The organism is Halobacteriovorax sp. HFRX-2_2, from assembly GCF_043196705.1.
Classification (GTDB): domain Bacteria; phylum Bdellovibrionota; class Bacteriovoracia; order Bacteriovoracales; family Bacteriovoracaceae; genus Halobacteriovorax_A.
On record NZ_JBEBMT010000001.1, the window covers coordinates 718,711 to 732,626 of the forward strand.

The 13,916-nt window shown below is 37.6% G+C and carries 18 protein-coding genes; 6 read left to right on the plus strand and 12 right to left on the minus strand.

The genetic code is table 11. The features are described 5' to 3' along the window. Positions 1-28: 28 nt before the first annotated feature. From ABMA79_RS03485 to ABMA79_RS03500, 4 genes are all read right to left on the minus strand, one after another. Positions 29-637 (minus strand): transposase, encoded by a 609-nt coding sequence (locus tag ABMA79_RS03485; protein WP_393090335.1) that lies wholly within the window; start codon positions 635-637, stop codon positions 29-31. A gap of 133 nt (positions 638-770) precedes the next feature. Continuing rightward, positions 771-1,274 (minus strand): YtfJ family protein, encoded by a 504-nt coding sequence (locus tag ABMA79_RS03490; protein WP_392856296.1) that lies wholly within the window; start codon positions 1,272-1,274, stop codon positions 771-773. 9 nt (positions 1,275-1,283) lie between these two features. Next, positions 1,284-1,631 (minus strand): hypothetical protein, encoded by a 348-nt coding sequence (locus tag ABMA79_RS03495; RefSeq protein WP_392856295.1) that lies wholly within the window; start codon positions 1,629-1,631, stop codon positions 1,284-1,286. Further along, positions 1,618-2,118, minus strand: a complete 501-nt coding sequence (locus ABMA79_RS03500) for a hypothetical protein (RefSeq protein WP_392856293.1) — start codon at positions 2,116-2,118, stop codon at positions 1,618-1,620. The genes ABMA79_RS03495 and ABMA79_RS03500 overlap by 14 nt, the downstream gene beginning before the upstream one ends. Positions 2,119-2,191: 73 nt before the next feature. Here ABMA79_RS03500 and ABMA79_RS03505 point away from each other — a divergent pair, with 73 nt between their 5' ends. After that, on the plus strand, positions 2,192-2,869 hold the full coding sequence (locus ABMA79_RS03505) for a hypothetical protein (RefSeq protein ID WP_392856291.1): 678 nt from the start codon (positions 2,192-2,194) through the stop codon (positions 2,867-2,869). Positions 2,870-2,891: 22 nt separating this feature from the next. After that, positions 2,892-3,923 (plus strand): CpaF family protein, encoded by a 1,032-nt coding sequence (locus ABMA79_RS03510; RefSeq protein ID WP_392990036.1) that lies wholly within the window; start codon positions 2,892-2,894, stop codon positions 3,921-3,923. Here ABMA79_RS03510 and ABMA79_RS03515 read toward each other — a convergent pair. The 3 genes from ABMA79_RS03515 to deoC all read right to left on the minus strand — a co-directional run bounded on the left by ABMA79_RS03515 (position 3,918) and on the right by deoC (position 5,307). After that, positions 3,918-4,187 (minus strand): flagellar protein, encoded by a 270-nt coding sequence (locus ABMA79_RS03515; protein ID WP_392856286.1) that lies wholly within the window; start codon positions 4,185-4,187, stop codon positions 3,918-3,920. The genes ABMA79_RS03510 and ABMA79_RS03515 overlap by 6 nt on opposite strands. A 90-nt stretch (positions 4,188-4,277) precedes the next feature. Beyond that, the gene (locus ABMA79_RS03520) at positions 4,278-4,565 is read right to left on the minus strand and encodes a hypothetical protein (protein ID WP_103216828.1); all 288 of its coding nucleotides are present in this window, start codon (positions 4,563-4,565) and stop codon (positions 4,278-4,280) included. A gap of 73 nt (positions 4,566-4,638) precedes the next feature. Further along, the gene (deoC, locus tag ABMA79_RS03525) at positions 4,639-5,307 is read right to left on the minus strand and encodes a deoxyribose-phosphate aldolase (RefSeq protein ID WP_393090338.1); all 669 of its coding nucleotides are present in this window, start codon (positions 5,305-5,307) and stop codon (positions 4,639-4,641) included. A gap of 83 nt (positions 5,308-5,390) precedes the next feature. Here deoC and ABMA79_RS03530 point away from each other — a divergent pair, with 83 nt between their 5' ends. Genes ABMA79_RS03530 through ABMA79_RS03545 form a run of 4 tightly spaced genes read left to right on the plus strand, consistent with a single transcriptional unit; the run spans position 5,391 to position 8,588 of the window. Beyond that, the gene (locus ABMA79_RS03530; protein WP_392856283.1) at positions 5,391-6,341 is read left to right on the plus strand and encodes a sensor histidine kinase; all 951 of its coding nucleotides are present in this window, start codon (positions 5,391-5,393) and stop codon (positions 6,339-6,341) included. 1 nt (position 6,342) lies between these two features. Next, positions 6,343-7,020, plus strand: coding sequence for a response regulator transcription factor (locus ABMA79_RS03535; RefSeq protein WP_393090341.1), 678 nt, complete (start codon positions 6,343-6,345; stop codon positions 7,018-7,020). Between the two features lie 21 nt (positions 7,021-7,041). Then, the gene (locus ABMA79_RS03540) at positions 7,042-7,809 is read left to right on the plus strand and encodes an enoyl-ACP reductase (protein ID WP_392856281.1); all 768 of its coding nucleotides are present in this window, start codon (positions 7,042-7,044) and stop codon (positions 7,807-7,809) included. A gap of 2 nt (positions 7,810-7,811) precedes the next feature. Beyond that, positions 7,812-8,588 carry an exodeoxyribonuclease III gene (locus ABMA79_RS03545; RefSeq protein ID WP_392856280.1) on the plus strand — a complete coding sequence of 259 codons (777 nt, stop codon included), beginning with the start codon at positions 7,812-7,814 and terminating at the stop codon, positions 8,586-8,588. 55 nt (positions 8,589-8,643) lie between these two features. Here ABMA79_RS03545 and ABMA79_RS03550 read toward each other — a convergent pair whose 3' ends face one another. From ABMA79_RS03550 to ABMA79_RS03570, 5 genes are all read right to left on the minus strand, one after another. Then, positions 8,644-9,843: a M20/M25/M40 family metallo-hydrolase gene (locus ABMA79_RS03550; RefSeq protein ID WP_392856278.1), complete on the minus strand. Its 1,200-nt coding sequence runs from the start codon at positions 9,841-9,843 to the stop codon at positions 8,644-8,646. 148 nt (positions 9,844-9,991) lie between these two features. Next, positions 9,992-11,029, minus strand: a complete 1,038-nt coding sequence (locus tag ABMA79_RS03555) for a uroporphyrinogen decarboxylase family protein (RefSeq protein ID WP_392856276.1) — start codon at positions 11,027-11,029, stop codon at positions 9,992-9,994. A 2-nt stretch (positions 11,030-11,031) separates the two neighbouring features. After that, positions 11,032-11,730, minus strand: a complete 699-nt coding sequence (locus ABMA79_RS03560) for a response regulator transcription factor (protein WP_392856274.1) — start codon at positions 11,728-11,730, stop codon at positions 11,032-11,034. Next, a complete protein-coding gene (locus ABMA79_RS03565) occupies positions 11,723-12,535 on the minus strand; it encodes a sensor histidine kinase (RefSeq protein WP_393090343.1) in 813 nt (270 codons plus the stop codon). The genes ABMA79_RS03560 and ABMA79_RS03565 overlap by 8 nt, the downstream gene beginning before the upstream one ends. A 92-nt stretch (positions 12,536-12,627) precedes the next feature. Beyond that, positions 12,628-13,899 carry a glutamate-1-semialdehyde 2,1-aminomutase gene (locus ABMA79_RS03570; RefSeq protein ID WP_392856270.1) on the minus strand — a complete coding sequence of 424 codons (1,272 nt, stop codon included), beginning with the start codon at positions 13,897-13,899 and terminating at the stop codon, positions 12,628-12,630. Positions 13,900-13,916: the final 17 nt, after the last annotated feature.

The window sequence follows — 13,916 nt, forward strand, 5'->3', positions numbered from 1 at the left end:
GTGCCATGCTCCTTTGGTTTCGCACCTGCTAAATACGCCGGGAAGTTCTATTATTCTTAATTTTAAATTCAGGCCTTGTTAAACCATCTCTAATTTTATTTGATGAAAATTTTTCGTCTTCTTGGTTTACCCACTCTAGGAAAGTTATAGGATCACCAATTATTGGTTCTTTTAATTTAAATCCTAAATCTTCGTTATTAATAACATAAGATAGAGTCGAAAATTCATAATCCTGACACAGTTGTGTAATCCCTTTGCGATTGGGGTTTTGATAAATATAGCGTAATACAGTTTGATAATACTTTTGGTCCTTAACAATTGACCACTTATAGCGATCTCCAAAGATACGATTTATTCGACCTGTTTCTCTTCTAATCAGCTTACTTAGGTGTGAATTCATAAAGAACATAAAGCGATCGATATCACAATTTGGTGTCCAAATTAAGAGGTGATAGTGGTTTGTCATTAAGACAAATGCTTGTATCTCTACTGGGTGGTAATTTTGTGCATACTTAATTGACTTTAAACAATAGCTCCAAACGGTAGGCATGGGAATGTCAAACCATTCTTTATTATTTGTTCTGATATAAATGTGGTATGGACAAAGATTTGTTCTAATGATTGGTTTTCTTGGCATTCAGCACTGATAACTGAGTTTAAGAATGAATAAAATAAAAAAAGGGATTATTTTGTTGAATATTTCGTATGTGAAAACAGGGGAGAGTATGCACCCGCTTGTTAGCAGGTGCGAAACCAAAGGTGCATGGCACCTACATATTCTTTTTAATAATTGAGATCATTTCTTTCACTTGGGCATCGCTTGCTTTTCCATTGATCTTGTAAACAAGGCTACCTTTCTTATTGAAAACTAGGATATTCGAGTCATCATCTTTAACGATTCCTTTCCACTTTTTAACGATTACTTTTTCAAGGTCTTTTACATAAAGAGTATTAGGATATTTCTTTTGCTTGTCTTCTAGAGCACCCTCAAGAATTGAGTTTGGAAGCCAAGTTGCGTCCATATTAATAACTGCAACAGAAGCATACTTTGTAAGGTCAAACTTTTCACGTGCCAGGGCCTCTGAGGCATGATTATTTAAGTCTTTCTCGTCAGGGTCAACGTAGAATAGAACGTGAACTTTATCTTTTAGTTCTGATGAAGACCAGGCCTTCCCATTTAGGCGACCACCATTTTCACCTGAGATTTCAACTGTTGCAGGCTTCATTGCTAAAGTCGATACACATAATAGTGCCATCATAAAAATCTTCTTCATTCACTTCTCCTATTCGATAAAAGTTTTATTAAATATTTGTTTTAAGTTTAGACTAAATTTAGAGTCTTTTTGAACTGTCTTCTTTAACACTTTTGCACGAAGTTGGTCATTATACTCAACTAGCTCTTGCATCAGTTCATCAAATTGGTTTAATTCAATAACATTTGGCACTCTCGTTTGAAAGAAGTCTTTTAGCTGCTTGATGCGATTCTTTTCAATATCGAGAAAATTTGTCAGCTTATGTTCTTCACTGCCGGCAGACTGCTTCTTAGGAGGTGGGGCAAACTCATCTCCTAGAACCTTCTTTATATGTTGATCAATTTTTTTAAGCTCGTCATTACCGTTATCTTCTGACATTTTCGTCTTCCATGATTGAAATTAATTTTTCAAGTTTTGCACCTTCTTTGGCAAGTGCTTTAATGATTCTTTGTGAAGAGATCGTGCGTCCGAATTCATCAAGACATAACTGTACATCTTCATTTCTTATATTAGAAGCTGAGATATCAATGAAGTCCAATATCTTCTGTTCCTTGTTTGTAGGCCTGGCCGCTTCAAATTGGTAGTACTTGGGAAGATCCTCAAGTGACTTAAAAATAGGAAAACGAGTCCAAATATCTTCGATATCTGAGATGATGTAGAAAGGGTAAGGAAACTTTGGAGAAAGATTTTCTTCCTCTAAAACATTAGATAAGAGTCCCAGTAATTTAATGAGTCGATCTCTTTGGAGTTTCGATGCATCTAGATAAAGTGGCTGATGACCAACACGGTAAGTTTTCATCGCCAATTTAATTTCTTCTTTATCAATGGCCTTGAGTTTAAATTCTTCTAAAATGGGTGTTTTCATAGATCTATTATAACAGCAGCAGCTTATTAATATAAAGCTGGAATCTCACCTAAATCTCATTTATCATAGTTTTATGGAATTAGATTATGTAGAACTTCCCGAGAGATTTTGTCAGTTACTTTTGAGTGATGTTTCAAGCTCTAGTAACACATCTGTCGATTTACAAAGATATCTCTTTGAATCACCTGCGATGGCCAGGATTCTTTATCGTATTTTAAATGGCGGGGAGGAGACTGATTTAACTTCTCTTGTGAAGAAGTATGGTTGGCATGGAATTCGTGATCGTCTCTTGGCCTACTATATGAACTTTCTCTATAATAGTAATCACCCTCATGCTGTTGTGACAGAAGAGGTTGAGGATATTAAAAAAATTGAATCACGATTTCGCGATAAAACGGTAAGTGGCTACTCTCGTTTAATTTCACTTGGGATGTACCTCAAAGTTTCTTGTTATGAATCTGATCTTGAAAATATTGAGGACCACCCTTATTTCCCTGATCGTAGAATTGATCAATTATTAGCTCAATCAAAAAATAGAAATATTCGTATTGATATCTTGATACTAATGCTTGTTCACTTTTTAAAATACTTAGGTGAAGAAAAGCTTTTTGGATTAATTAGAGCGAAACAGAGTTTTGATACAATTGAGTCAATGTTAAGCACTGATCAAAAATATCAATTACAAAAAAATATAATCAATTACGCCTTAAGTATTGGAGACACTGACTTGATTGCGTCAAAAACAGTTTAAGTTAGTGTGAAGAAGGAAGTATATGGCAGAAAATAGTGTGTGGAAAATGTTAGAAGACCTTTCGACGAAGAAGGGAATTTCTGAAATCGTGATAAACGGATCAAAGAATGTTTTTGTTGAAAGAGGCGGAGAGTTTATTGGACTTAATGTTCCTCTTAATAAGAAAGATATTCTTGAATTTTCAAATGAAGTCGCACTATTTAATAAGAAGAAGTTTTCCAATGAAAACCCAATCTTAGATGGGAGACTTCCCGATGGCTCACGTATTAATATTATTAGTGAACCATACGCTTCTCAAGGTACTTCAATTACAATTAGAAAATACCTTTCTAATAATTTCGAATTAGATAAGCATTCTCAGCTATTTGGTATTAGTGAAAAATACGTTCCTTTCTTTAAGTCACTTATTAAGGCCAAAAAGAATATTCTCATTTCTGGTGGTACAGGTTCTGGGAAAACAACTTTTATGAATATGCTTCTAAAGGAAGTATCTCCAGACGAAAGAATTATCACAATTGAAGATACGCTAGAGCTTGTCGTGGGTAATACAAATTGTGTAAGGCTTGAGGCCGGCCTAACGAGTGGAAAAGAAGGGCTCTCAATGAGTCAGCTTGTTAAGAATACTCTTCGAATGAGGCCCGATCGAATCTTTATCGGAGAGGTAAGAGGGGCCGAAGTTTTTGATATGATTCAGGCCATGAATACTGGACACGATGGAAGCATGACTTCGATTCATGCTAATTCTCCAGTGGAGTGTTTACAAAGAGTTGAAGCATTATTTTTAATGGCCGGTTTTGATCTTCCATACCATGTTGTAAGAAAATATATTTCAACTGCTGTTGATTTTATTATTCAGCTTGGAAGAACGGATGATGGCCGAAGAAAGGTCACTCAGGTGATGGAAGTGAATAGTATGGAAGGAAATAATATTCTTACGACTTCTGTTCTTGAAATCGAAAACGGTGAACTCGTTTTTGGTGGAGCGGTACCAAGTCTTGCAAATGAATTAGCGAAAAAAGGTGAGCTTCCAACTAATTACTGGAATAGTCTATAAGATCATTGTTGCATCAATCTTAGTAAAGATATTATCACTAAGTTCATCTTTATTTACTGCCGTAATCAGACAGTAGCGGTCGATATCCAGAATAAAGGCGGCTTCGTCAGTGATAACTAAGGACTCTTTTGAACCTTTTAACTTCAATTTATGAGCAGCTTCATTTAAGCGAGAGTAATCAATTTCGCTAAAGTGAATTTGGCGCTCTAGCAGTCTCTTCTTTGCATGTTTTGAAATTGTTAATTGGTGTGTGACTCTCTCCATATAACCTTCCTGGCCTTGGCCCAAATGACTCTCAAGTCATTGTGGCACTTTGCTGGACGCAATAGTAGGTAGGCAAGGGTAAAGAAAATCTTATAACTTCTTCAGCTCATTAAGCTCTAATAAAATACCGAGCTGTTGATGTCTTAGGTTTTGACACCCTGATTTGAAGTAGTAATTTCTTGTGTTCTTAATAAGTGATTTAATTCGATTTCGAATGTCATCATTTACTTGAGAATTTTCTGTGATTTTCTTTTTGATGCTTATGAATTCACGAGTATTTTCATAAGCGAGATTTTGGTCGAGCTGCTCACATGGCAGGCTGGCGTACGCCTTGATTGAAACTAAAGTAACAGTTGCTGATAGCAAAATAGACTTCATGAAAACTCCTTGTGCGAGTCCCTCTCTCTCATCCACGTTCTATCAATAGCACACTAAGATGCAAACTTACACATTAGTAAGAAGTTGTGATATTTTTTTCACCTTCCATGATCGCGACGCCAGAACTTGTTCCCAGTCTTTTTACACCCATTTCTAGATATTTACGTGCGTCCTCTAGGCTTCTAACACCGCCAGAGGCCTTGACTTCGCACTTTCCTTGAGCCTCATCAATCATTATTGAAACCACTTCAGGATTGGCCCCTTCGCTTGAAAATCCAGTGGAAGTTTTAATGAAGCTAGCTCCAGCACTTATGGATGCTTTGGCCGCTAAACGAATTTCTTTTTCATTTAAAAGACATGTCTCAAAAATAACTTTTACAACTTTTCCGTTGGCGGCCTTAACGACTGCTGCAATATCTTGCTCAACATATTCAAGATTGCCTTCTTTTAATCTTCCAATATTTAAAACCATGTCGATTTCATCAGCACCTTTTTCAATGGCATCTTTTGTTTCAAAAACTTTTGTCTCCGTTGTCATGGCCCCAAGAGGGAATCCAATCACTGTACAAATTAGAGACTTACTTGGATCAATGTGTTTCTTTGCTTCAAGGATATTGCTAGGATTTATGCATACTGATTTAAAGCCGTACTCATTTGCTTCTTGGCATAGCTTCTTAATTTGTAGGCTACTTGCTTCAGGCTTTAGTAAAGTGTGGTCAATAAATTGAGCGATGTCTTGCATAAATTCCTCGATTTAAATTCTTTGGTATATTATTGAGATTATTTCCTTAACTTATAGTGCCAATAATTGCTAATATTTGCAATATGGCACTTATTAAACGCGGACCATTTTTTATCCATCCACTCTTTATCTTTATATCGAGTTTAGTGGCCTTAGGGATTTCTTTATATCTCTATATTTCTTCTTATTTAGAGGTAAACGCAAAGTTAACGGACTTTGTGAAGAAATCTAATATCCCTCTTGTTCAGTTTCAGCAGACTGAGACATGGGTTATGATTCTCATTTTATCGATCCTTGTGTCATTGATAATCGTGGGCTTCAGTATGGTTTTCTATTACTACCAGAAGCTTCGCCAGCTCTATCGTATGCAGCAGAACTTTATTAATGGCTTTACCCACGAGCTAAAGACTCCCGTTGCTTCGATCTCTATCTTTATCGATACGCTAAAGCGCCACAATTTTGAAAGAGAAAAGCAGTTAGAATACCTGGATATCATGAGGCATGATACTGAGCGATTGGGAGATAATATTGAGCAAATCCTCCAATTAGGACGACTTGAAGAAAAGAAGGTTGAGCCAGATCTAAGGCAGATTAATATTCGCCAAACAATTGAAGAGTTTGTTCATCGTAATCGTCATAATTTCTCGGAACTAGAAGTTTCTTTTGTCCATCTCGATGATGAGGAGTCAATCGAGTTTGATCGCAAGCTATTTGATATTCTTTTAATGAATATTCTGACAAATGCCATTCGCTACAATAGCAAAGAAGTTAAGACAATGGAGATTATCTTCCAAAAAGGCAAACGCTTTAGTGAGTTATTCTTTGTCGATAATGGGGATGGGATTGATGATAAGGATATCAAGAATATCTTTAAAAAATTCTATCAAGCAGGTAAGTCTTCAAAGGGAAGTGGCGTTGGCCTTTATATGGCGATGCAGATTATGAGAATACACGGTGGCCGCATTAGTGCAGATAGTGAAGGCGTAGGCCATGGAACAACTTTAAAACTATTATTTAAAAATAAGGTTAGTTAGTATGAGTCGTATTTTACTTATTGAAGATGAGCAAAATATTGCAAAAGGAATTATCTTAAATCTTGAACTCGAAGGTTACGAAGTCATTCATGCAAGTCGCGGAGACCTGGGGATTAACTTTTATCGGGAGCAAGATTTTGATCTCGTTGTTCTTGATCTTATGTTACCTGTTTTAAGTGGTGAGGATATTCTCGTACAAATTCGTGAGATTAATGAGAAAACACCTATTCTTGTCCTTTCTGCTAAGGATAGCTCAAAGTCAAAAGTGCGCTGCTTTAATTTGGGAACAGATGATTACCTATCAAAACCCTTTAATCTGGATGAGTTCATTTTGCGCGTAAAGCGTCTTTTAAAGCGCTCAAGTTGGACGAAGAAGGAAGTGTCCGTTTATCAATTTGGTGCGAATGAAATTAACTTTTCGGACTTTAAGGCCAGCTCACAAGGGGAGGAGTATACTCTCACAGAGCAGGAAGTGAAGATTTTGACACTTTTAACTCAAAATGAGGGTGAAGTGGTGACGCGCGGTGAGTTACTTGAATTATTAGGCTACAAAAAGGATTCAAATACTCGTACCATTGACAACTTCATCGTACGTTTTAGAAAATACTTTGAAGAAAACCCAAAAGAACCAAAACACATAATTAGTATCCGCTCTGTCGGCTACAAATTTATTAAATAATAAAAGAAAATGGAGTAATAAATGGGAATTTTAGAAGGAAAGAAAGTTCTAGTCCTAGGCCTTGCAAATGACAAATCAATTGCATGGGGAATTTCAAAGCAAATGAAAGAACAAGGTGCACGTCTTGCATTTTCATACCTAAACGAAGCTCTTCAAAAAAGAGTTGAACCACTAAGTGAAGAGATTGGTGGAGAGTTTACATTTGAATTAGATGTTCAAAATGAAGATCACATGACTCAAATGGCAGAGATCGTAAAAGAGAAATGGGGTGAAGTTGATGTTATTGTTCACTCTCTAGCATTCGCAGATAAAACAGATCTTAAGGATCGTTTCCATAAAACAAGCCGTGAAGGTTTCAAGATGGCACAAGATATTTCAGCATACTCTCTACTAGGTGTATGTAATGTGCTTAAGCCACTTATGGCAAAAGACTGTTCTGTAATCGCTCTTACTTATCATGGATCAGTAAAGGTTCTTAACGGATACAATGTAATGGGTGTTGCTAAGGCATCTTTAGAATCAACAATGAGATACCTCGCTGACGATCTAGGTCCAGAGGGAATTCGTGTAAACTGTATTTCTGCAGGTCCTATTAGAACTCTTGCAGCTTCTGGTGTTCCAGGGCTTAAAGGTTTCTTAAATGATGTTGAAGAGAAGTCGCCACTTCGTCGTAACGTAACTCAAGAAGATGTTGGTGGAGCAGCTGTGTTCTTAGGTTCACGCCTTGCAAATGGTGTAACTGGACAAGTGCTTTACGTTGACTCTGGTATTTCGATCTTAGGAGCTTAGTTTTGGCTAAAATTTCTAGTTGGAACGTCGCAGGTCTTAGGGCCTGCGAAAAGAAAGGTTTTTACGATTGGTATTTAGAAGATAATTCAGATGTAATCTGCCTACAGGAAACAAAGGCATTACCTGAACAATTAAGTGATCGCTTAAATAACCCTGATCATCACGAAGTGCTTATCGCACCGGCCGAGAGAAAAGGGTATTCAGGAGTAGCAACTTGGGTTCGAAAGGGTGTTAATGTTAAGCACACGATTGGACTTGGGATTGAAGAGTTTGACTGTGAAGGACGAACGATTATTTCTGAATTTGACGATTATATTCTTTTTAATTGCTACTTCCCTAATGGGCAAAGAGATCACGGACGTGTTCCATATAAAATGGACTTCTGTCGTGCGGTTGCTGATAAGGCCTTAGCACTTAAGAAGAAGACAAAGAAAGAGGTCGTGATTTGTGGTGACTATAACACTGCTCACACTGAAAATGATCTTGCAAATCCAAAGACAAATAAGAAGACAACGGGGTTCTTACCTTTAGAGCGTGAATGGATGGATGAGTTTAAGGCCCAAGGCTTTACTGATCTCTTCCGCGAATTCACTTCTCCAGAAGAAAATGGCCACTACACTTGGTGGACTTATCGTGGAGACTGTCGAGCAAGAAATGTTGGCTGGCGTATTGATTACTTCTGGTCAACGGATGATTTCGTTTCTCGAGTAAAGAACTGCTGGCATCAGCCGGATGTGATGGGTAGTGATCACTGTCCACTTTCAATTGAATTTAAGTAATAAAAAAGCCAGCATTAAGCTGGCTTTTTTTATCTGATCAAAGTCGAGAGATATCCTATCTATCAAGTTCGATTGTGAATGCTAGTGCAAGTTTCGCAAACTTCAGAGCGTGATCAGCAGTTCCACCCATATTATCTAGAGTGTCACGAGAAGAGTGGATTTTTCCATTCATTTCACGTTTGCGAGTTTCAAATGGTGTTGAAGCAGGGAAGCCTTGAGCAGTCCATGAAGCATGATCTGAACAAGCGTAACCACAAGTATCACGTCCCCAAGATAATTCTGGAAGATACTTATCTAATAAAGAACCTAGGAAATTGTTTTGTGCTTCATTTGTATAATCAGTAATGATTGTGATGTCATCATTTGAACCGTTGAAGTTTGTCATATCAAGTTGCATAACACCAACAACGTTCTTACCTTGTCTTTTAAAAGTTTGTGCAATCTCTTTTGAACCAAGAAGGCCAACTTCTTCAGCTGCATAAGACATGAACATAATTGTCTTTTCTGGTTGGTATCCACTTTGAGCAAGAGTCTTTAGTACTTCTGTAACAGTTGCTACACCTGAAGCGTTATCATCGGCACCTGGTGCGTGAGCGTTTGTGCGTCCCCACCAACCTGCGATTGAGTCACCATGACCACCGATTACGATAACATCGTCAGACTTTCCTTTGATTGTCGCGATAACTGATGGCTGTGGATATGAAGAGTGGTTGAAGAAATCAACACTGATATCAGAACGGTGTGATGTTAGGCTTGTCCAATGGTCTTTAAGCCACTGTTGAGAGTCAACACCCGTTTGAGACTTGTAGTATCTATTATTGAAACTTGAAAGCTTCTCAATAACACTTCTAATTGAGCTTTCTTTTGTATTTGCAATGGCCGATCTAACAAGGTCTTCTTGATTGATTGTATAATCAGCTAAGAATGCATTAATGTTAGAGTTTTCTTTTTGCTCTTTAACAAATTGAAGTGCTTCTTCTTTTGTTTGGAATGCAAAGAAACCACCACATCTTTGGTGCTCTTCGTGAGCAAGGTGAGAGATTTCGGCCTGCTCGCTCATTATTTTTGTTTTTGCAATAACAAGGTCTTTTTCAACCTTGATAATATCGATTTGTAGATTTGAGTGTAGACTTTGTGTCGATTGGAATAAGTCCTTTCCTGTCACAATGTAGTTGTGCTCAAATGCATAAGAGTTAAATGTTAGTAGTGAGAGTCCTGCTAGTAACTGAAAACAAATCTTGCGTGTAATTTTCATCTAACCTTCCTTGGTTATTATATAACTGTAACTAAATTATTTTAGGGGCAATCAGTTAATTAAAATAGAGATAGATTCTATTATCTTCTTACATAGATGGTGGAGAAGGCTTATAGGAAGGGAGTTTGGGCGCTTTGCGCCCAAATAATTAATATTGGAATCTTGTTTGAATTAACTCGACACTCTTGCGTACATTTTCTTGGTCGATCCACTGAAGACAACCGTGGCCAAGTCCGCAAATCCATTTATTCATCGGTGCATTGGCATTTTGTACTGACTCGTATAGATCCATCCATTTCTTCTCTAGAGTCTCCCAAGGAAGTCCTAGGTATGCTGGCTCAAGGTTCCCCTGAATATAGTAGTCATTTCCTAGAGTATTTAAAACATGACCAAGGTCATGACGCCAATCAATTCCTAGAACATCAATATTGTCATCTTCGATAGCTTGTAGGTATCTCAGGTGAGTCATTTTTGAGTAGTAGATTACTTTTTTATTTGGGAATTCTTTTTTGAATTCAGCTGTTACTTTCTTTAGAACAGGAAGAACTTTTTGTGTGTAATCTTCAAAGTTAAGTTCTCCAGCGGCTGTATCAAAAAGACACATTGCGTCTGCACCACCAACTGCCTGTGCTCTCATTTCTCCAAGTAGCTCAGGGATAAGTAGGTCAACAAATGCATCCCAACGTCCATCGTATAGTCCAATTTTTGAGCTATAAAGTGCTCCAGCGTGTGAACCTTCAACAGCATATGTATATAGAGTAAATGGAGCTCCAACAAATCCTAGAAGAGTTTTGTTACTTGGAAGAGCATCTTTTAGTAGAGTACATGCTTCACCTTGGAACTTATAGAAATTCTCTGCTGAGTCTAGAAATTTAAGGCCCTTTACATCTGCAACTGTTTCAAGCTTCATTTCAAGCTTTGGTCCTGGTGCGTACTCTAGACCCATTCCCATTTGTTCTAGTGGGAAAAGTAGATCTGAGAAAAGAATAGCAGCATCAAATTTAAAATCATTGATTGGCCCCATTGTTACTTCACAGGCAAGCTCAGGCTTCTTACAAAGCTCCATGAATGTATTTTCTTTCTTCATACCTTGGTAGTGGTCATGGTAGCGCCCAGCTTGTCTCATGAACCATACAGGTACAAATTCTTTTCCATTTTCATTTTTGCGATCGTTAAATAATCCCATTTTTATTCCTTTATAATAAGCTTGTAGCCAATTCCACGAACACTTTGGATCTCTAGTGAGTTCTTAGAGTCGCTTTCGGCCCATTTTCTAAGTTTAACAATATAGTTATCTACAGTACGTTGTGATGGAAATTTATCCTCACCCCATACCTCATCAATAATAAAATCTCTTTCTACTGCTTCATTCTTCTTCTTAAGTAAGATCTCTAAAATGGCGCATTCTTTTTGTGTCAGGTTTAGAATCTTTCCATCGCCATCTTGCACTTCAAAACGCTTTGGCCAAATCTTCAAATCACCAATTAGAATCTCTTCTTCCAGTGAGTCAATATTAGTCTTAAAGCTTAAGAGTCGATCAAGCCTAATCGTTAGCTCTTTAAGAGCAAATGGCTTTGTAATATAGTCTTCACCACCTGCTTCAAATCCTTCAACTTTTGTTTGAGGGTCATTTAGGGCAGATAGGAAAAGGAGAATAAAATCTTTTCTAATCTTTCTAAAGTCTTTAGCAAGATCAATCCCATTTCCATCAGGAAGCCCAATATCCATTAGGATAATATTTGGTTTAAAGTCCTCAAAATAATAGCGAGCATCTTTAACATTCTTTGCTAATCGGCATTCATGGCCAATATCGCCTAAGTACTCACTTAGAGTATCACCAAGATTGTTATCATCTTCAACGACAAGAATTTTACCAAAATTACTCATCCTTTCCTCCGTCACTTTGTTCAGACATTGGTAACTGAATATTGAAGATAAGGCCTTTATCTAAAGTAATATCAAAATGTCCTTTCATCGTTTCAATAAGCTTCTTGGATAGGTAGAGGCCAATCCCAGAACCTTTCGTCGATTGATGCTTGTAGAAAAGTTTTCCAAGCTTTTTGACATCTCCACTGAAGCTGCCACGATCGTGGTATCTGATATGAACGGCTTCGCCTTTTGTGCTAATGTGAATCTCCACTTCATTTGAATCTGTATGGGAAATTGTATTTTCTAAAAGGTTCTTAAAAATAATACTTAAAGCAAACTCATCTGCTTGTAGGCTTATATTTTCGGCGTCTTTATTTATCGTAACCTGTAACTTATCTTGGTAGCCACCTTGAATGATTTTTTCAAGGAAGTGATTAATTTCAATATCTGTCGAGTTTAAATTCCCGCCACGCTCAATTCGAGAAAGTTGCAGGATTTTATCCATTTGATTCTCAAGGCGAATCGTGTCGTCAATTAGACGAGTCGTAAGTCTCTGTAGTCTTTGATTAGAGTCTTTTTCAACTTCATCTTTAATCACTTCTGATTGAAGCTTGATACTTGCCAGTGGGGTCTTGAGTTCATGAGTAAGACCAGCAAAGAAAGCTGCAATTGAGCGATTTTTTCTCTGATCTCTAATAAAGAGGAGAGTGTGTGAACTCACTAGAATGAGTATCAGAACTAAGAATGTAATTCCTTCCCATTTTATAAGTGAGCCAATATCTGGGCCCTCTGTACTATTTAGTTTTGCCAAGCGATCACTCATTTTAAAAATTAAAAAGAGCCACCACAGGCCAAAGAGCCCGATTAATCCCGTCGTTATTGTCGAGATCAGAAAGAATGGAGAAGAAGATTTCTTTAGTTCCAAAGTCTGTTCTCTAAATCCTTAGCAACTTCTTCATTATGTGCAAGTGAACCAAATCCTACTTCATATGCATTTGGAGATAGGTAGATTCCTTTTTCAAGAAGTAATTCAAATAATGGAACAAAGTCTTCACCGATATTACCTGGAATATTTCCAACTGACTTAATCTTATCTCCTGGAACGATCCAGAATAGAGAAGAGTGGTGAATGATATTGTAATTCGAAAATTGGCCATCATTATATTCTGCAAGCCACTTCTTAAAGATATTCACAATTCTAAGAGTGTTATCTTCAAGCTCTTTGTAGCTTTCTTTTGTCATCTGCTTAAGTGTTTCAAGTCCACCAACCATCGCAAGTGGGTTTGCACTTAGTGTACCAGCTTGATAAACACCACCAACTGGAGCAAGGTGTTCCATGATTTCTTTCTTAGCGGCAATTGCACCAACCGGAAGACCGCCTCCAATTACCTTACCGTAAGTTACGATATCAGGTGTGATTCCTGTAAGCTCTGCCATACCACCAAATGCAACACGGAAACCAGAGATAACCTCGTCAAAAATTAAAAGAGCATCGTTTGCTTTTGTGATTTCTCTTAAGCCTTCAAGGAATGCTTGGTCTTGAATAAGGAGACCATTATTAGCTGGTAGAGGCTCGATGATAATTGCTGCGATCTCACCTTTGTGATCTTCAAAACACTTCTTTACACCGTCTAGGTCTTCAAGCTCTAGAATAAGTGTGTCATCAGCGACACCTTTAGGAACACCAAGTGAAGAAGATTCAGCTGCTCCTGCAAGACCTGAACCTGCTTTAATTAACATGGCATCAACGTGTCCGTGGTAACAACCATTGAACTTGATAATTTTATTCTTTCCAGTCACACCACGAGCAAGACGAAGAGCTGTCATAACTGCTTCTGTTCCTGAGTTTACAAATCTAATTTGATCAACGTGTGATAGACGTGAAAGTAAGTATTCTGCTAAATCTACCGAGTATGGCTCACATGCTCCGTAGCTCCAACCACGACCTAGGGCCTCAGTTAGTTTTTCTTTTACAGTATCGTTTTGGTGACCAAGAACAAGTGGCCCAAAGCTCATGCAAAAGTCGATATAATCTTTACCTTCAATGTCAGTAAAGTAAGCACCCTTAGCGCTCTTAAAGAATTTAGGAGTTGAAGTCATTCCTTTGAATGAACGAACAGGTGAGTGAACTCCACCTGGAACCATCTTCTTACTCTTTTCAAAAATTTCTGTGTGCATATTACTCATATATATTCCTTTAATTT